This is a genomic window from Sphingomonas aurea, assembly GCF_030678875.1.
Taxonomy (GTDB): Bacteria; Pseudomonadota; Alphaproteobacteria; order Sphingomonadales; family Sphingomonadaceae; genus Sphingomonas; species Sphingomonas aurea.
This window is the reverse complement of record NZ_JAUUDS010000001.1, coordinates 529,853-547,132: the sequence shown is the minus strand read 5'-3', so window position 1 is coordinate 547,132 and position 17,280 is coordinate 529,853. Positions and strand designations below refer to the sequence as shown.

General features: G+C 69.3%; 15 protein-coding genes. 8 read left to right on the top strand and 7 right to left on the bottom strand.

The features are described from left to right. Nucleotides 1-180 precede the first annotated feature (180 nt). Together Q5H91_RS02855 and Q5H91_RS02850 are read right to left on the bottom strand one after the other, a co-directional pair. On the bottom strand, nucleotides 181-1,257 hold the full coding sequence (locus Q5H91_RS02855) for an aspartate-semialdehyde dehydrogenase (RefSeq protein WP_305171700.1): 1,077 nt from the start codon (nucleotides 1,255-1,257) through the stop codon (nucleotides 181-183). Between the two features lie 90 nt (nucleotides 1,258-1,347). Then, nucleotides 1,348-3,609 carry a S9 family peptidase gene (locus tag Q5H91_RS02850; RefSeq protein WP_370655207.1) on the bottom strand — a complete coding sequence of 754 codons (2,262 nt, stop codon included), beginning with the start codon at nucleotides 3,607-3,609 and terminating at the stop codon, nucleotides 1,348-1,350. Nucleotides 3,610-3,886: 277 nt separating this feature from the next. Here Q5H91_RS02850 and Q5H91_RS02845 point away from each other — a divergent pair, with 277 nt between their 5' ends. Genes Q5H91_RS02845 through Q5H91_RS02835 form a run of 3 tightly spaced genes read left to right on the top strand, consistent with a single transcriptional unit; the run spans nucleotide 3,887 to nucleotide 6,635 of the window. Further along, nucleotides 3,887-4,558, top strand: coding sequence for a DUF6975 family protein (locus Q5H91_RS02845; RefSeq protein WP_305171698.1), 672 nt, complete (start codon nucleotides 3,887-3,889; stop codon nucleotides 4,556-4,558). A 39-nt stretch (nucleotides 4,559-4,597) separates the two neighbouring features. After that, a complete protein-coding gene (locus tag Q5H91_RS02840; RefSeq protein ID WP_305171697.1) occupies nucleotides 4,598-5,449 on the top strand; it encodes an AAA family ATPase in 852 nt (283 codons plus the stop codon). A 7-nt stretch (nucleotides 5,450-5,456) separates the two neighbouring features. Further along, the gene (locus tag Q5H91_RS02835) at nucleotides 5,457-6,635 is read left to right on the top strand and encodes a vWA domain-containing protein (protein WP_305171696.1); all 1,179 of its coding nucleotides are present in this window, start codon (nucleotides 5,457-5,459) and stop codon (nucleotides 6,633-6,635) included. Between the two features lie 550 nt (nucleotides 6,636-7,185). Here the strand turns inward: Q5H91_RS02835 and Q5H91_RS02830 are convergent. Then, the gene (locus Q5H91_RS02830; RefSeq protein WP_305171695.1) at nucleotides 7,186-8,271 is read right to left on the bottom strand and encodes an anhydro-N-acetylmuramic acid kinase; all 1,086 of its coding nucleotides are present in this window, start codon (nucleotides 8,269-8,271) and stop codon (nucleotides 7,186-7,188) included. 84 nt (nucleotides 8,272-8,355) lie between these two features. Between Q5H91_RS02830 and rimO the strand changes: the two genes are divergently transcribed. Next, complete coding sequence (gene rimO / locus Q5H91_RS02825) at nucleotides 8,356-9,684, top strand: 30S ribosomal protein S12 methylthiotransferase RimO (protein ID WP_305171694.1); 1,329 nt, start codon at nucleotides 8,356-8,358, stop codon at nucleotides 9,682-9,684. Here the strand turns inward: rimO and Q5H91_RS02820 are convergent. Then, nucleotides 9,681-9,824: a lmo0937 family membrane protein gene (locus Q5H91_RS02820; RefSeq protein ID WP_305171693.1), complete on the bottom strand. Its 144-nt coding sequence runs from the start codon at nucleotides 9,822-9,824 to the stop codon at nucleotides 9,681-9,683. The genes rimO and Q5H91_RS02820 overlap by 4 nt on opposite strands. A gap of 112 nt (nucleotides 9,825-9,936) precedes the next feature. Here Q5H91_RS02820 and Q5H91_RS02815 point away from each other — a divergent pair, with 112 nt between their 5' ends. Further along, nucleotides 9,937-11,310: a leucyl aminopeptidase family protein gene (locus tag Q5H91_RS02815; protein ID WP_305171692.1), complete on the top strand. Its 1,374-nt coding sequence runs from the start codon at nucleotides 9,937-9,939 to the stop codon at nucleotides 11,308-11,310. Nucleotides 11,311-11,314: 4 nt separating this feature from the next. Here Q5H91_RS02815 and Q5H91_RS02810 read toward each other — a convergent pair whose 3' ends face one another. After that, nucleotides 11,315-11,797, bottom strand: coding sequence for a hypothetical protein (locus tag Q5H91_RS02810; protein ID WP_305171691.1), 483 nt, complete (start codon nucleotides 11,795-11,797; stop codon nucleotides 11,315-11,317). Between the two features lie 65 nt (nucleotides 11,798-11,862). Further along, a complete protein-coding gene (gene tpiA, locus Q5H91_RS02805; protein ID WP_305172367.1) occupies nucleotides 11,863-12,609 on the bottom strand; it encodes a triose-phosphate isomerase in 747 nt (248 codons plus the stop codon). Nucleotides 12,610-12,697: 88 nt separating this feature from the next. Between tpiA and Q5H91_RS02800 the strand changes: the two genes are divergently transcribed. The 3 genes from Q5H91_RS02800 to Q5H91_RS02790 are packed head-to-tail and all read left to right on the top strand — an operon-like array spanning nucleotide 12,698 to nucleotide 16,763. Beyond that, complete coding sequence (locus tag Q5H91_RS02800) at nucleotides 12,698-14,641, top strand: SurA N-terminal domain-containing protein (RefSeq protein WP_305171690.1); 1,944 nt, start codon at nucleotides 12,698-12,700, stop codon at nucleotides 14,639-14,641. A gap of 13 nt (nucleotides 14,642-14,654) precedes the next feature. Continuing rightward, the gene (locus tag Q5H91_RS02795) at nucleotides 14,655-16,136 is read left to right on the top strand and encodes an anthranilate synthase component I family protein (protein ID WP_305171689.1); all 1,482 of its coding nucleotides are present in this window, start codon (nucleotides 14,655-14,657) and stop codon (nucleotides 16,134-16,136) included. Nucleotides 16,137-16,139: 3 nt separating this feature from the next. Then, complete coding sequence (locus Q5H91_RS02790) at nucleotides 16,140-16,763, top strand: LysE family translocator (RefSeq protein WP_305171688.1); 624 nt, start codon at nucleotides 16,140-16,142, stop codon at nucleotides 16,761-16,763. Between the two features lie 45 nt (nucleotides 16,764-16,808). Here Q5H91_RS02790 and Q5H91_RS02785 read toward each other — a convergent pair whose 3' ends face one another. Next, on the bottom strand, nucleotides 16,809-17,228 hold the full coding sequence (locus Q5H91_RS02785) for a hypothetical protein (RefSeq protein ID WP_305171687.1): 420 nt from the start codon (nucleotides 17,226-17,228) through the stop codon (nucleotides 16,809-16,811). Between the last annotated feature and the right edge of the window lie 52 nt (nucleotides 17,229-17,280).

Here is a 17,280-nt window from a genome sequence, read left to right as displayed (position 1 = left end):
TCATCCCCGCGCAGGCTGAGATCTTTCGCGGCTGGAGTGTGTTCCACTCGAATTGAACCAGCCACTTAGTCTCCCCGGCGGAGGCCGCGGAGGTGCTTCAGTTTCGGTGGATTACACTCTAGGCGGTCGCGCTATTGGTGAGAGACCCCAGCCTGCGCTGGGGTGACGGATCAGGGTCGCTCAGTCCTCGTTGGCGGTTTCGCGCGCCTCGTCGGCGATCAGCGCGGCCTCGTTGCCCTTCTTCAGGTGGCGGCGGCCGAGCAGTTCGGCGATCTGGACGGCGTTGAGCGCGGCGCCCTTGCGCAGATTATCGCTGACGCACCACAGCGCCAGCCCGTTCTCGACCGTCGGGTCCTCGCGCACGCGGCTGACATAGGTGGCGTCGTCGCCGGCCGCCTCGATCGGGGTCGCGTAGCCGCCGTCCTCATGCTTGTCGATCAGCATGATGCCGGGCGCCTCGCGCAGGATGCGCTTGGCGTCCTCGGCGGACAGCTCGTTGGCGAATTCGACGTTCAGCGCCTCCGAATGGCCGACGAACACGGGGACGCGCACGCAGGTGGCAGTCACCTTGATCTTGGGATCGAGGATCTTCTTGGTCTCGACCACCATCTTCCATTCTTCCTTGGTCGATCCGTCGTCCAGGAAGCTGTCGATGTGCGGGATCACGTTGAACGCGATCTGCTTGGTGAACTTCTTCGGTTCGGCGCTGTCGCCGACGAAGATGTTGCGGCTCTGCTCGAACAGCTCGTCCATGCCGACCTTGCCGGCGCCCGACACCGACTGATAGGTCGCGACGACGACGCGGGTGATCGTCGCGGCATCGTGCAGCGGCTTCAGCGCGACGACCATCTGCGCGGTCGAGCAGTTGGGATTGGCGATGATGTTCCTGGCCTTGTAGCCATCGATCGCGTCCGGGTTCACCTCGGGCACGACCAGCGGCACGTCGGGGTCCATGCGATAGAGCGAGCTGTTGTCGATCACCGTGCAGCCGGCAGCCGCGAACTTCGGCGCGTAGACCTTGGTCGCCTCGCTGCCGATCGCGAACAGCGCCATATCCCAGCCGGCCGGATCGAAATGCTCGATATTCTGGACCTTCAGCAGCTTGCCGGTGTCGCCATATTCGATCTGGTCACCCTGGCTGCGACTGGAGGCGAGAACCGCAACCTCGTCCGCGGGGAAGCCGCGCTCGGCCAGGATGTTGACCATCTCGCGCCCGACATTGCCCGTCGCGCCCGCGACCACCACCCTGTAACCCATCGACCGTCTCCGTATTCTCGGCCCGCGCCCTAACGACATTGCGCGTGAGGGTACACCATCTTTCTGGTTGTTGCGGGCGATAGCTGGGCTTCAGTTCTCCGGCGTCGGGGGTGGCGGCAGCGCGGTATCGGCAACCGGAACGGGCTCCGGCCGGCTCTTCACCGTTCGGTCGAGGAAGTTCAGGATCGTACCCCACAGATGCTCGCTGATGCCGGCACCGCCGACCCGGTGGGTCTGGCCGGGATAGAACATCATCTCGAACGGGGTGGCGGTCCGCTGCAGTTCGGCGGCAAGCGCGGTGGAGTTGTCGAGAAAGACGTTATCGTCCGCCATGCCGTGGATCAGCAGCAGCGGATCGCGGATCTTCGCCGCGTCCGACACCGCATTGGACGCGGCATAGCCGGCCGGATCGAGCCGGGGGTCGCCCATGTACCGCTCGGTATAATGGGTATCGTAGAGCTGCCACTCGGTCACCGGCGCACCGGCCACCGCCGCCGCATAGACGCCCGGGGTCTTCTCCAGCATCTTCACCGACATATAGCCGCCGTACGACCAGCCATAGGTCGCGATCCGGGTCGGATCGACGAAGGACAGGGTCTTCAGATACTCGGCCCCCGCCAGCTGGTCGGCGACCTCTACCGTCCCCATCGCGTGATAGATCTGGTCCTCGAACGCCTTGCCCCGGTGCGGCGAGCCGCGATTGTCGATCTGGAAGAAGATCCAGCCCTGGTCGACCAGGAACTGCGGCAGCGCCCCCTGCCAGCCGCGCGTCACCGTCTGCGATCCGGGGCCGCCATAATGCTGGAAGAACACCGGATAGCGCTTGCCTGGCTCCAGCGGCGGCGCGATCATCTCCCAGTGGAGGACCGAGCCATCGGCCGCCTTCAGCGTGCCGAACTTGGTCGGCTGGTGGCTGGGCAAATAGGGGAAATAGGGGTGGCCCGGCACCACCGCATTCTCGTTCAGCCAGGCCAGCCGCTTGCCCTCGACATCGGCCAGGTAGGTCTGCGCCGGCTGGGCTGGGCCAGAGCGCGACAGGATCAGCCGGCTCGCCGCGCCGTCCATCGCCGCGGTATAGGTATAACCGCGCTCGGTCAGGCGGGTGACCTGGTTCGGCTTGGCGATGTCGACCGCGTAGACATGCTGCTCCAGCACATCGTCCTTGTTCGCGGTGAAGAAGATCCGCCCGCGCTTCTCGTCCACCCCGACCAGGTCCGACACGACCCAGTCGCCGCGGGTCAGCTGCGTCCACTTGCCCGCCGCGAAGCGATAGAGGTGCCCGAAGCCCGATCGCTCCGATCGCCAGATCAGGCTGCCGTCGCCGAGCGGCCGATAGGCGTCGGACAGGTTGAGCCAGCTGCGCTGCCCCGCCTTCTCGCTGAACAACGGCGTGGCGCGGCCGGTGGCCGGGTCCACGCGCAGCATGTCGAGCCGGTGCTGGTCGCGGCTCTCGCGCTGGACGAGCAGCGCCGATCCGTCCGGCAGCCAGTCGACGCGGGCGAGATAGATGTCGCGCTCGGTGCCGAGATTGACCTTCACCGCGCCGCTGCCGTCAGGCTTCATTACATAGAGTTCGACCAGCACGTTGGGCGTGCCTGCGGCGGGATAGCGCTGTTCGTAGACGCGGGTGCCGGTTGCGCCGATCGCGGCGCGTACAGCGACCTTGACCGGTGCCTCGTCGAACCGCTCGACCGCGATGTAGCGCTCGTCTGGGCTCCACCAGTAGCCGGTGCGGCGGTCCATCTCTTCCTGCGCGACGAACTCGGCCTCGCCCCAATGCACGGTGCCGGCACCATCGGTGGTGATCGCCTTCGCCGCGCCGCCGGCCTTCACCGGCTGGACGTAGAGATTCTGGTCGCGCACGAAGCTGATCGTGGTGCCGCGCGGGCTGATGACGGGGTTCAACCCGCCGCTGCCCCCCTGCGTCAGCCGCGTCGTCTGCCCGTCGAGCGTCGCCATGTAGAGGTCGCCGTCGAGCGGCACCAGGATCGAGCGACCATCCGGGCTCCAGTCGTACGAGACGATACCGCGACTGCCGCCGATGCGGCTGCGCTCGCGCTGCATCTTCTCCGCCTCGGACAGCTCGGCGCCGGAGCCGATCGCGCGGGAATCGACCAGCATCCGCTCGGCACCCGTAGCGGTGTCGACCGCCCACAGGTCGAACCGCTCTTTCTCGTCGGCACGGGCGCGCAGCATGGTGACGAGGCGACCGTCCGGCGACAGGCGCACCGCGCGCGGCTGCACCCCCGACAGGTCGGGATTGCCGAATACGCGCGCCAACGTCAGCGTCGCCGGCTGCTCCGCCACCACGGGTACGGGAGCAGGAGCGGGCGTCTCCTGGTCAGCGGCCATCGCCGCGCTCCCGCTCGAGGCCAAGGCAAGTCCCAGCAACCATGCACGCATCCCGTCGTCTCTCCGGAGCCGCCCGCGAAAAGCCGGGCGAGCGGCCGTTATCGCGGGCCACCGGCGCCGCATCAAGGGCGCGTGGACGATCTTCATCGACATGGCCGCTTTCCTAACGCGACGTACACCCTGTCTTTACGCGCTTCGTATAGCTCGGGCGGCAATGGGTGATCGCCACGGGCAGAGTTCGTCCGGCGGCTGGAATGACGGCCGGGAAAGAGGTGACGTGGAAAAGTGGAGCAACGGCGCGATCGGCGCGCGGCAGGGAACGGCGTTCGACCTGCTCGCCGCCCTGGTGGCATCGGACGGCAGCGGGGATCACCCGCATGTCCGCCGGATGCTGGCGCTGCGTCCGCCCGCGCGCGACCTGGCCGACGCCATCCACGCCCTGTGTGCCGTCCATGGCCGGCACCCTGGCATGATCGACGAGGCGCACGACCACTGCGCCCAGCCCGAGGCATGCGACTGGCTCGCCAAGGCGGGGTTCGGCTTCGCGGCCGAGCGGGGTGCGCTGATCCAGCTGGCCGCCGCGGTCGGGCCCCTGCCCTCGACACCCGGTCAGGCCGAGAGCGAGACGGCGCTGGCCGGCGTCCGCCACGCCGTGTCGATGCTCGCCCATTCCGACCGGGGCGGCTGCGCGACCGGTGCGGCGGCGGCGCTGGTCGGCGACTGGGCGGTCATCCGCGGCGTGCTCGAGGCGAGCGCAACGAGTGCCGGCATCGACCTGGCGCCCGGGGCATGGCCCTCGCCGCGCGAGACGGCCGAGGCGATCACCGCGCTTGGTGCCAGTGCCGCGGTCGAGCGGGCGATGATGTTCGGGGCGCGCCAGCTGCTCGCCCAGCATCGCGGACTGTGGGACCTGCTGGAGGCACGGGCCGCCGCTCGCGATCGCGGCTGATCGGTTGCAACCGGGCGACCGCTCCGCCACATCGGCGGAATGAAGCGCTTCGAGAGCACCGACACCTATGTCGCCACCGACGACCTGAAGGTCGCGGTCAATGCCGCCGTCCGCCTGCGCCGGCCCCTGCTGGTCAAGGGTGAGCCCGGCACCGGCAAGACCGTCCTCGCGCACGAGATCGCCGCCGCGATCGGCGCGCCGCTGATCGAGTGGACGGTGAAATCCACCACCAAGGCCGCACAGGGCCTGTACGAGTATGATGCGGTGGCGCGGCTGCGCGACGGCCAGCTCGGCGACCCGCGCGTCCACGACATCGCCAACTATATCCGCCGCGGCAAATTGTGGGAGGCATTCACCCATCCCACCCCGCCTGTCCTGCTGATCGACGAGGTCGACAAGGCGGATATCGAGTTCCCCAACGACCTGCTCCACGAACTCGATCGCATGGAATTCCATGTCTATGAGACCGGCGAGACGGTCCGCGCCGCCGAGCGGCCGATCGTCGTCATCACCTCGAACAACGAGAAGGACTTGCCCGACGCGTTCCTGCGCCGCTGCTTCTTTCACTACATCCGCTTTCCCGACCGCGAGACGATGCAGGCCATCGTCGACGTGCACTTCCCCGGCATCCAGAAGCTGCTGGTCGGCCGCGCGCTCGACCTGTTCTACGAGGTGCGCGAGGTGCCGGGACTGAAGAAGAAGCCGTCCACGTCCGAGCTGATCGACTGGCTGAAGCTGCTGCTGCACGAGGACATGCCGCTGGAGGTTCTCCAGAACCGGGATCCGACCAAGGCGATTCCACCGCTCCACGGTGCGCTCCTCAAGAACGAACAGGACGTCATGCTGTTCGAGCGGCTGGCCTTCATGGCGCGGCGGCAGGGGCGGCCCTGATCCGTCCATGTTCCTGAACTTCCTCGACGCGCTGCGCGCAGCCGGCATCCCGGTCGGCATCAAGGAGCATCTGGTGCTGATCGAGGCGCTCGACGCGGATGTGATCGAGCGCACGCCGGAGGATTTCTACCACCTCGCCCGCGCCACTTATGTCAAGGACGAGGGGCTGATCGACCGGTTCGACCAGGTCTTCGCCCGGGTGTTTCAGGGCGTGCTGGGCAGCGGCGGCGAGGCGCGTCCCGAGATCCCCGCCGACTGGCTGAAGGCGGTGGCCGAACGCTATCTGACCCCCGAGCAGATGGCGGAGATCCAGTCGCTGGGATCGTGGGACGCGATCATGGACACGCTGCGCCAGCGGCTCGAGGAGCAGACCGGCCGCCACCAGGGCGGCAGCAAGTGGATCGGCACCGGCGGCACCAGCCCGTTCGGCAATGGCGGCTATAATCCCGAGGGCGTGCGGATCGGCGGTGAGGGTCGCCACGGCCGCGCGATCAAGGTCTGGGACAAGCGCGAGTTCCGCAACCTCGACAACACGCGCGAGCTGGGCACCCGCAACATCAAGGTCGCGCTCCGCCGCCTGCGCCGCTTCGCGCGCGAGGGGGCAGCCGACGAGTTCGACCTGGACGGCACCGTCGCCGGTACTGCGCGGCAGGGCTGGCTCGACGTGAAGATGCGGCCCGAGCGACGCAATGCGGTGAAGCTCCTCCTGTTCCTCGACGTCGGCGGGTCGATGGACCCGTTCGTGAAGCTCTGCGAGGAGCTGTTCTCCGCCGCCACCGCCGAGTTCCGCCACCTTGAATTCTGGTACTTCCACAACTGCCCCTATGAGGGTGTGTGGAAGGATAATCGCCGCCGCTATCAGGAGCGCACGCCAACCTGGGACGTGCTCCACAAGTTCGGCTCCGACCACAAGCTGCTGTTCGTCGGCGACGCGTCGATGAGCCCCTATGAGATCAGCCATCCCGGCGGCTCGGTCGAGCATATGAACGAGGAGGCGGGCGCGGTATGGCTCCAGCGGCTGACCACCGCCTATCCCGCCGCCGCCTGGCTCAATCCGTTGCCGCGCGAGCAATGGGACTATGGCCAGTCGATCCGCATGATCCGCGACCTGATGGCCGATCGCATGTACCCGCTGACCCTGGCCGGGCTGGACGAGGCCACGCGCGAGCTGACGCGGAAGCGGTGACGATGCCGGCGGCTTTCGTCTATGCTCGGCTGAGAGGAGAAAAGGGATGATGCTCGTCTTTGCCTTGGCCGCCCTGAGCGGATCCGCCCAGCTAGGCCAGTCTGACGTGGCGAAGGTCGCTCCACCCTGCACACCTGCCAACCGTCATGCGGACGGCCGCGCCCAGTCACGTGTCGGACCGCAGCGACTTGGCGATCTGCCGCCGGCGCAGGAGATCAAGGCTGTATATCGGATAGTAGATGGCTGCTCGCGACCAGTTATGGTGCGGGCCGAGGTCGGCAAGCCGCGCTCCCGCTGGGCGCGGCGGCGGCTCAGCCGCCCAGTGCCGCCAGCTTGCGGGAATAGCTCTCGACGAGGCGCATGCGGCGCTCGCGCGCCTCGGCGGTGACCGCGCGCTCGGCGGCGGCTCGCTCCATGCTCAAACGTCGGGCGTAGTAACGCAGATCGGATTCCAACGTGACGGCCCTCCCCGGTTCGTCCATTGACCTGTGTTATTACAGCCAAAGTGTCAGTCTAGGGTTAACGTACCCGGACGACGATGGGCCGGGCATCAGACGCGGTGGATTACCCCGCCGACGGTCGGCACCGGGACGCCCGTCGTTCCGGGAAAGCTGATCGGTCGATTATCCAGCGTTCTCACGGCCATATAGGCGAATCCTTCCGCCTCCATGGCATCGCCGTTCCAGCCCAGCACATCGGACGGCTCGGGGGTCGATCCGGTCGCCTCGGCGATCATCCGGAGCATGGTCGGATTGTGCCGGCCACCCCCCGCCACGATCAGCCGGCGCGGCGGCGCGGGCAGCTGGCGGAGCGCCAGCGCCACCGATTCGGCAGTGAAGGCGGTCAGCGTCGCCGCGCCGTCCGCCGCCGACAGCCCGCGTGCGGGCTGGATGGTGAAATCGCTGCGGTCGAGCGACTTGGGCGATGCCGCGTCGAAGAAGGGATGGTCGAGCATCGCGGTCAGCACCGCCTGATCGACCCGGCCGGCCGCCGCGAGGGCCCCGTCCGTGTCGAAACGGGCGCCGCTCGTCTCCTCGATCCAGCTGTCGATCAGGCCATTGGCAGGACCAGTGTCGAAGGCGACCAGCGCGCCGTCGGCACCGATCCACGTCACGTTGGCGACGCCGCCCAGATTCAGCACCGCGACCGGCCGCTCCAGCCCGGCGGTCAGCGCGGCATGGTAGATGGGCAGCAGCGGCGCGCCCTGCCCGCCCGCCGCCACGTCGGCGCTGCGAAAGTCGGACACCGTGGTGATCCCGCACGCCGCCGCCAGCTGCGCGCCGTCGCCGATCTGCCACGTCCAGCCGCGATCCGGGCGGTGCGCGACCGTCTGACCGTGAAAGCCGATCACGTCGACCTTGTCCGCCTCGACCCCCGCCTCGCGCAGCAGCTTGTGGACCGCCAGCGCGTGGGTGCGCACGACAAGGTCGGCGGCGGCGGCGATCTCGGGACTCAGCCGGGGGCGGTCATAGGTCAGCGCGATGCGGGTCGCCTCGGCCAGTTCGGCCCTCGCGGCGTCCGAATAAGCCTCTCCGCGAAAGGCGAGCGGTCGCCCCAGTGCCTGCCCGTCGGTCTCGATCAGGGCCGCGTCGATACCGTCCAGCGACGTGCCGGACATCAGGCCGATGGCTAACATGGTGGTTCCTCCCGCCCCCGCGACGAAGCACGATTGCGCACGGCTGGCAAATCGCGTCGCCGCGCATTATGTGCGCGCCGTCCCATGGCAACCAAACTCCCCTCCCCGCCGCGTGTCGGCATGGTCTCGCTCGGCTGTCCGAAGAACCTCGTCGACAGCGAGCGCATCCTGACCCAGCTGCGCGCCGACGGCTACCAGATGTCCGCCGACTATGCCGGCGCCGACGTCGTGCTGGTCAACACCTGCGGCTTCCTCGATTCCGCCAAGGAAGAGAGCCTGGAGGCGATCGGCGAGGCGATCGCCGAGAACGGCCGCGTCATCGTCACCGGCTGCATGGGCAAGGAGGCAGAGGTCATCCGCGCCCGCTTCCCGCAGGTGCTCGCCGTCACCGGCGCGCACCAGTACGAGCAGGTGGTCGAGGCGGTGCACGAGGCGGCACCCGCCAACCTGTCACCCTATATCGACCTGATCCCCGATGCCGGGCTGAAGCTGACGCCGCGGCACTACAGCTATCTGAAGATCTCGGAGGGGTGCAACCACCGCTGCTCCTTCTGCATCATCCCCTCGCTTCGCGGCGATCTGGTCAGCCGCCGCCCCGACGCGATCCTGCGCGAGGCGGAGAAGCTGGTTGCGGCCGGCACACAGGAGCTGCTGGTCATCAGCCAGGACACCAGCGCCTATGGCCTGGACCTGCGCCATGCCAGCTGGCCGCTGAAGGGCGGTGGTGAGGTGCGAGCGCACATGACCGATCTGGCCCGCGAACTCGGGCGGATCGCGCCTTGGGTGCGGCTCCATTACGTCTATCCCTATCCGCACGTCGATCAGGTCATTCCGTTGATGGCGGACGGCTTGGTACTCCCCTATCTCGACATCCCGTTCCAGCATGCGGCGCCCGCCGTGCTCAAGCGGATGAAGCGCCCCGCCAACGATGCCAAGGTGCTCGGCCGGATCAAGGCGTGGCGCGACATCTGCCCGGACCTCGCGATCCGCTCGACCTTCGTGGTCGGGTTCCCGGGAGAGACGGAGGCGGACTTCCAGTACCTGCTCGACTGGCTGGACGAGGCGCAGCTCGACCGCGTCGGCGCCTTCCGCTTCGAGCCCGTCGAAGGTGCCACCGCCAACGCCCTGCCCGACCCGGTGCCCGAGGAGGTGAAGGAGGAGCGCTACCAGCGCATCATGGCGAAGACCGCGGCCATTTCCGCTGCGCGCCTCGCCGCCAAGATCGGCCGCACCCTGCCCGTCATCATCGACGAGGTCGGCGAGGAAGGCGCGACCGGTCGATCACAGGCCGATGCTCCCGAAATCGACGGCCAGGTCTTCCTGCGCGATGCCGCTCACCTGTCGGTCGGCGTGATCGTGCCGGTCAGCATCGAGGACGCCGACGAGCACGACCTTTACGGGGTGCCCGTCTAGGCCCGGCGGCCGCTGAACAGCTGTACCAGCCCGACGATGAGCGCGATGATGAGCAGGATGTGGATCAGCCCGCCTGCGACGTGCAGCGAGAAGCCGAGCAGCCACAGAATGACCAGAATGATGACGATGGTCCACAACATGGCGGCAACCTCCTGACGATCATCGATAAACCCGGCAGCCGGGGCAATGTTCCGGCTGCGATCCGATCTTGCGCCGGATTGCGCGTCTCTGCCGCATCTGCTTGGTGATGCCATGAACCGTTTCGACGCGATGCTGCTCCCCGATCGCGGCCAGGCCGCCCACCGGATCGATGTGGTGACCCCGGACGCCTATGACGCATGGCTTGCCGCGCGGCCGGCGCAGACCCGCGCATTGCTGGCGGCGCAGCGCTTCGCCGGCAAGGCCGGTACCCACGCGATCGTGCCTGGCGAGGGCGAGGACTGGCACGTCGTTGCGGTCGTCGCCGATCCGGAGTCGACCTGGGCGCTGGCGGCATTGCCCGCGGTACTGCCGGCCGGCACCTATCGTGCCGATGTCGGGGGCCCCTCCGCGCTCGGCTGGCTGCTCGGCCAGTACCGCTTCGATCGCTATCGCCGTGCCGAGAACGACGAGCCGCGCGTCCTCCTGACGCCGGACGCGGCAGCGATCGCGGAGACGTTGCGGCTGGCGGCGGCGACGGCGCAGATCCGCGACCTGGTCAACACCCCGACCAACGACATGGGGCCTGCCGAACTGGAAGCCGCCACGGAAGCGCTCGCAGCGCGTCACGGCGCGACCGTCACCGTTCGCCGTGGCGACGAGCTGGAGCAGGGGTATCCGATGATCCACGCGGTCGGCCGCGCCGCCGCGCGCGACCGGGCGCCGCGACTGATCGAGCTGAACTGGGGTGACCCACGCCACCCGCGCGTTGCGATCGTCGGCAAGGGCGTGTGCTTCGACACCGGCGGGCTCGACATCAAGCCCTCGAGCGGCATGCGCCTGATGAAGAAGGACATGGGGGGCGCCGCGCACGCGCTGGCGCTGGCCGAGCTGGTTATGGCGGCGAAGCTGCCGCTGCGGCTGCACCTGCTGATCCCGGCGGTCGAGAATGCGATCTCCGGCGACGCCTTCCGCCCCGGCGACGTGCTGCGCACCCGCAAGGGGCTGACGGTCGAGAACACCAATACCGATGCCGAGGGGCGGCTGATCCTGGGCGATGCGCTCACCCGCGCGGGCGAGGAGCATCCCGAGCTGATCCTCGACTTCGCCACCCTGACCGGTGCGGCGCGCGTCGCGCTCGGCCCCGATCTGCCGCCGCTGTTCACCGACGACGAGGCGCTGTCGGCCGAGCTGCTGGCGGCGGGCACCGCCGTCGACGACCCGCTGTGGCGGCTGCCGCTGTGGGACGGGTATGACGAGATGCTGAAGTCCGATGTCGCCGATCTGGTCAACGCGCCCGACGGCGGCTTTGCCGGCTCGATCACCGCGGCGCTGTTCCTGCGCCGCTTCGTTCCGAAGGACGTGGCCTGGGCGCATCTCGACGTCTTCGCATGGCGGCCGAGCGCCAAGCCCGGCCGGCCCAAGGGTGGCGACGCGTTCGCGTTGCGCGCCGCCTATCAGGTGCTGAAGCGCCGCTATCCGGCCTGACCGGTCACGCCTTTGCCAAGGGCGTGCCCGATCGCTCGCAGATGAAGCTGGCCAGCTCCTCTCGCAGCGGCAGGCCGGTGATCGGCCGCAGCGGCCCGTCATAGGTGGTCGCGACCTCTGCCGACGCCCGCGACGGACCGACGCCCAGGACGTGGAACAGGCGGCGGGCACAATCGACTTCGGTGCGGGCATAGGCGACCTTGTCGCCCCGCTCCTCGCGCAGGATGGCGACGATGTTGCCGGTGATCGTACGCCGCTCACGCAGCAGAAAATGGCGCGAGCGGGTATCGGATGGCGTCGGCACCAGCGTACCCTTCAGCCGGAACTCGCGATCGGCTGCGGAACTCGCGACCTCGCTCTCGGTCAGGTTGCGGAGCGAGACCCGGTTACCCTCGTCGGCCGTATCGCTGCCGGGCGCGCCGCCCGAGCAGGCACTTGCCGCCAGCGCGCCGGCCAGTGCCGCCGCCTTCATCACCCATGCCGCCATCGATCACTCCCGGATTGCTCGCGTCTGCGAACGTCCTGCTTCTATGATCGATCCTGAACTTTTTGTCATATTCGGGCGGCAGCCTCGATGATCGGGACGAACTTGGCTGCGGTCAGGCTGGCACCGCCGACCAGCGCGCCGTCGACATTGTCGGTCGCCAGGATGTCGCCCGCATTGCCGCCCACCACCGAGCCGCCATAGAGGATCCGCACGCCGTCGGCGGCGTCGCCGATCATGTGGCGCAGCTTGGCACGGGCGATCGCGTGGATCGCGGCGATCTCGTCAAGGGTCGGCGTCCGCCCGGTGCCGATCGCCCAGCGCGGTTCATAGGCGAGCGTGAACCAGCGCCCATCGGCGTGGTCGGGCACCGACTTCTCGATCTGCGCCTGCACGACGCGTTCGGCACGGCCGGCATCGCGCTCCGCCTCGGTCTCGCCACAGCAGAGGATGACGTTCAGCCCCTGGCGATGCGCTGCCGCGGCCTTGGCCCAGGCGTCATGGCTGGTTTCGCCCTGGTCGGCGCGGCGCTCGGAATGGCCGGCGATGGTGAAGCTGGCGCCCGCCTCGCGCACCATGGCGGCCGACACGCAGCCGGTATGCGCGCCCGATTCCGCCTCGTGCACGTCCTCGGCGCCGATCGCCAGACCGGGGGCACGGACGGCGGCGGGGTGGATCAGCGTGAACGGCACCGCAATCGCGACGTCGACGCCGGGTGCCGCCGCCGCGGCCTGCGCGATCGCGTCCAGCTCTGCCAGCGTCGCCAGCGAGCCGTTCATCTTCCAGTTTCCCGCTACCAGCTTGCGCCGCATCATCGTCTCCCATTCATTGTCGCGCCCTAGCGCGTCTTGAAGCGCGCGCGCCAGCGTCATAAGGCGGCGCATTCCTTTCGAACGGTTGTCCATGCTCAGCTTCTTTCGCCGTCTCATCAATTCCAAGGTCGGCGTGATCGTCACCTTCGTCGTGCTCGGGGTGATCGCCCTCGCCTTCGCGGCGGGCGACGTGTCGAACATCGCGGGGTCGGCCGCGGGCATCGGCGGCAACGACATCGCCAAGATCGGCAAGGAAGAGATCACCGTCGCCGAGCTGCGCCAGCGCGCCGGTGACGAGGTCGCGGCCGCACGCCGGACCCAGCCGACCGCCGACATGGCCGGCTATCTCCAGGCCGGCGCGCTGGAGCAGGCACTCGACCGGATGATCGGCGCCACCTCGCTCGCGGTGTTCGGGCGCGACCAGGGCATGGCGATCAGCAAGCGGCTGGTCGACGGGCAGATCGCCAGCATCCCCGCGCTGCAGGGGCCGACCGGCAAGTTCGACGAGAACCTCTATCGCCGCATCCTGGCGGAGCGGAAGCTGACCGATGCGGGCATCCGCAAGGACATCGCGCAGGAACTGCTCGCGCAGCAGCTGACTGCCCCCACGGTCGGTGCGGCATCGGTCGGCGAGCAGATGGCGCGCCCCTATGCGGCGCTGATGCTGGAGCGTCGCCAGGGTCAGGCCGGCTTCATCCCGACTGCCACGCTGCCCGCCGGTCCGGCGCCGACCGCGGCCGAGTTGCAGGCGTTCTACGGCCGCAACCTGTCGCGCTATCGCGTGCCGGAACGCCGCTCGCTGCGCTATGCGCTGGTCACGCCCGAGCAGGTTCGCGCCGCCGCGACCCCGACCGAGGCGGAGGTCGCGCGCGCCTATCAGCAGAACCGCGCCGCTTATCAGGCAAGTGAGAAGCGCACCGTGTCGCAGGTGATCGTCGCCGATCAGGCAGGCGCGCAGGCGCTCGCGGCCAAGGTCCGCGCCGGCACGTCGCTGGCCGATGCCGCCCGGGCGGCCGGGTTGGAGGCATCGACGCTGACCGGGCTCGACAAGGCGGCGCTGACCGCCCAGTCGTCCGCCGCCGTCGCCGACGCGGCCTTCGGCGCCGCCAAGGGCGCGGTGCTGGGTCCGATCCGCGGGCCGCTCGGCTTCGCGGTCGTGCGGGTCGACGCGGTCGAGCAGGTGCCGGCGCGCACGCTCGACCAGGTCCGCCCGGCGATCGTCGCCGAACTGACCCAGCGCAAGGCCGCCGACGCACTGGCGACGCTGCACGACAAGCTGGACGATGCGCTCGGCGGCGGTGCGACCTTCGACGAGGCGATCGCCGACGCCAAGCTCCAGCCGCGCACCACCCCGGCGCTGACCGCCACCGGCATCGATCCGGCCGCGCCGGCGCAGCCCGACCCGGCGCTCCAGCCGCTGCTCGCCGCCGCCTTCTCCGCCGCCGAGGACGATGCGCCGCAGCTGGTGCAGACCGACAAGGACGGCAGTTTCGCGGTGGTCGCCGTCGGCCAGATCGTTCCCGCCGCCCCGCGCCCGCTCGCCGATATCCGCGCGGCGGTGACCAGCGACCTGATCGCCGATCGCAGGCGCCAGGCGGCGCGCCGTATCGCCGGACAGGTGCTCGCCGCCGTCAACAAGGGCACGCCGCTCGCCCAGGCGATGGTGGCGGCCGGCGTTGCCGCGCCGCAGGTCAAGCCGCTGGTCGGCACCCGCGCCGAGCTGGCGCGCCAGCAGGCGCCCGATCCCGCGATGGCGACGCTGTTCGGCATGGCGCCGCGCTCGACCCGGCTGGTCGAGGCACCGCAGGGCGCCGGCTGGCTGATCGTCCGCCTCGACGGTGCGCAGCAGGGCGACGTCGCCGGCAACCCGACGCTGATCGCCGGCGTGCGCAGCGATCTCGGCCGCCTCAGCGGCAACGAATTCGCGCAGCAGTTCGCCCGGGCTGCGCGCACGCAGGTCGGCGTGAAGACCAACGCCTCCGCGCTCGCCAAGCTTAAGGCGGAACTCGCCGGCCAGGGTGGTTCCGATAACTGATCCCGCTACCGCGATGGCGGCGCTGGCGGCGGGCCGACCGGCCCTGCTCTGGCGCCGACGCATCGCCGACACTGAGACGCCGGTCGCAGCGGCGCTGCGCCTGATCGAGGCAGGGCGCGGCGACTTCCTGCTCGAGTCGGTCGAGGGCGGCGCGATCCGGGGCCGGTACAGCCTGATCGGCCTCGCGCCCGACCTAGTGTTCCGCGCGCGCGGTGCCCGGGCCGAGATCAACGCTGACTGGACGACCGACCGCGAGGCGTGGCAGCCCTGCGCGTCGCCGACGCTCGACGCGCTCCGCGATCTGGTCGCGAAGTGCCGCGCCGACGTGCCGGCAGAGCTGCCGCGCGCGCTCGCCTGCCTGGTCGGCTATTTCGGCTATGAGACGGTGGGCCTGGTCGAGCGGCTGGAGCAGCCCGACGCCGATCCGCTGGGTCTTCCGGACATGATGTTCGTGCGACCCACGGTGCTGCTGGTCTTCGACCGTCTCGCCGACGCCCTGTTCCTGGTCGCGCCTGTCTGGCCCGACCCAACCCGCGACCCCGCCGCAATCGTCGGTGCCGCAGAGGAGCGGCTCGACGCGATCGAGGCACGGCTGGCGAGCGCGACGCTGCCCCCGCCGGTTCGCCTCGATACGCCCGAGCCGGCCTACACTCCCGCCATGCCGCCCGCCCGCTACGAGGCAATGGTCGACGCGGCCAAGGAGTATATCGCGGCCGGCGACATATTTCAGGTGGTGCTGGCGCAGCGCTTCACCGCGCCCTTCCCGCTGCCGCCGTTCGAACTCTACCGCTCGCTGCGTCGCATCAACCCTTCGCCGTTTCTCTATCATCTCGACCTGCCCGGCTTCGCGCTGATCGGGTCGAGCCCGGAGATCCTGGTCCGTGTCCGGGACGGCGAGATCACGGTGCGCCCGATCGCCGGCACCCGCCCGCGCGGCGCGACGGCCAGCGAGGACGAGGCGAACCGCACCGACCTGCTCGCCGATCCCAAGGAACGGGCAGAGCATCTGATGCTACTCGACCTCGGCCGCAACGACGCCGGCCGCGCCGCCTCGCCCGGCAGCGTGCGGGTGACCGACAGCTACACGGTCGAACTCTACAGCCATGTCATGCACATCGTCTCCAACGTGACCGCACGGCTGGCACCCGAGCGTGACGCGCTCGACGCGATGTTCGCGGGCTTTCCCGCCGGGACGGTCAGCGGCGCGCCCAAGATCCGCGCTTGCCAGATCATCGCCGAGCTGGAGCCGGAGCGGCGCGGCGCCTATGCCGGCGGGGTCGGTTATTTCTCGCCGGACGGATCACTCGACTCGTGCATCGTCCTGCGCACAGCGGTGGTGAAGGACGGCACCATCCACGTCCAGGCCGGTGCTGGCATCGTCGCCGACTCGACCGCCGCCTATGAGCAGCGCGAGTGCGAGGCCAAGGCCGGCGCGATCCTTGCCGCTGCCCGCGACGCGGTGACCCGCGCCGGCGAGGCCGATTTCGGACAGTAGCCGATGGGCTGGCAGAGCTGGTGGCTGTTCGTCGGCGCGGTGTTCCTGCTGTCCGGCACGCCCGGTCCCAACATGCTCCACGTCATGCGCCAGAGCATCGCCGTCGGCTTCGTCCGTGCCACGGCAACGATGGCCGGGTGCCTGCTGGCGATCGTGCTGGTCCTGTCGGCATCGGCCGCGGGGCTCAGCGCGCTGCTGATCGCCTGGCCGCGGCTGTTCGATGCGATCCGCTACGCCGGCGTCGCCTATCTCTTCTATCTGGGCGTGAAGGCATGGCGGAGCAGCGGCGCGAGCCCCGCGGCGCTCGATCCGCTGTCCCCGGCGGTTGGCCGCTGGTCGCTATTCCGCGGCGGGCTGCTGATCGGGCTGACCAATCCCAAGCTGATCCTGTTCGCCGCCGCCTTCCTGCCGCAGTTCATCGACCCTGTTCGGCCGCAGGTGCCACAGTTCGCTATCCTGGTTGCAACCTTCGCCGTGATCGAGTCGGGCTGGTATGCCGCTTACGGTCTGGGTGGCCGGCAACTCGCCCGCTATCTCGCCACCCCGGCGCGACAGCGGCTGTTCGATCGGCTGACCGGCACGCTGTTCATCGGCTTCGGAACGGCGCTTCTCGCAGCACGGGCTTAGCGGCTGTTTGAAAATCGGCGAACGAGCCGCTTTTCTAACGAACCCTTAGGGCACCGACTCTTCCGCCCGCTTCTGTGCGCGCCGCTCTGCTGCCCACTGCTTGGCCGCCATGATCGAGCAGCCGGTCTGACCGCCTGTCCCGATCGGCGAGCAGGTGTTGGGTAGGCCGCCCGCGACGCGCCCCGCCTGGTCGATGTCCGCTACGCGGTTCACCCAGCTCTGGCTCGGCACCGGGATCGGGCCGTCGTTGCGCAGCGCCTTGGGGATGCGATACGGCTCGTCGTTGCGCGAGCAGACGACGATCTCGTCGCCCTCCGACTTCGGGCACTGCTGCTCGCCGGTCAGGGTGACGCTGCGCACCCGCTGCGGCGGCTGGCCGCCGGCCGACCCGTCGGCATTCTGTTGTGCCACAGCCATCGCCGGCAGCGACAGCAGGATCAGGCTCAACGGCAGGGCGATACGCATGGGGTTACTCCTTCACGGCACATATAACGCATCGCCCGCATCGCGGCTCCGG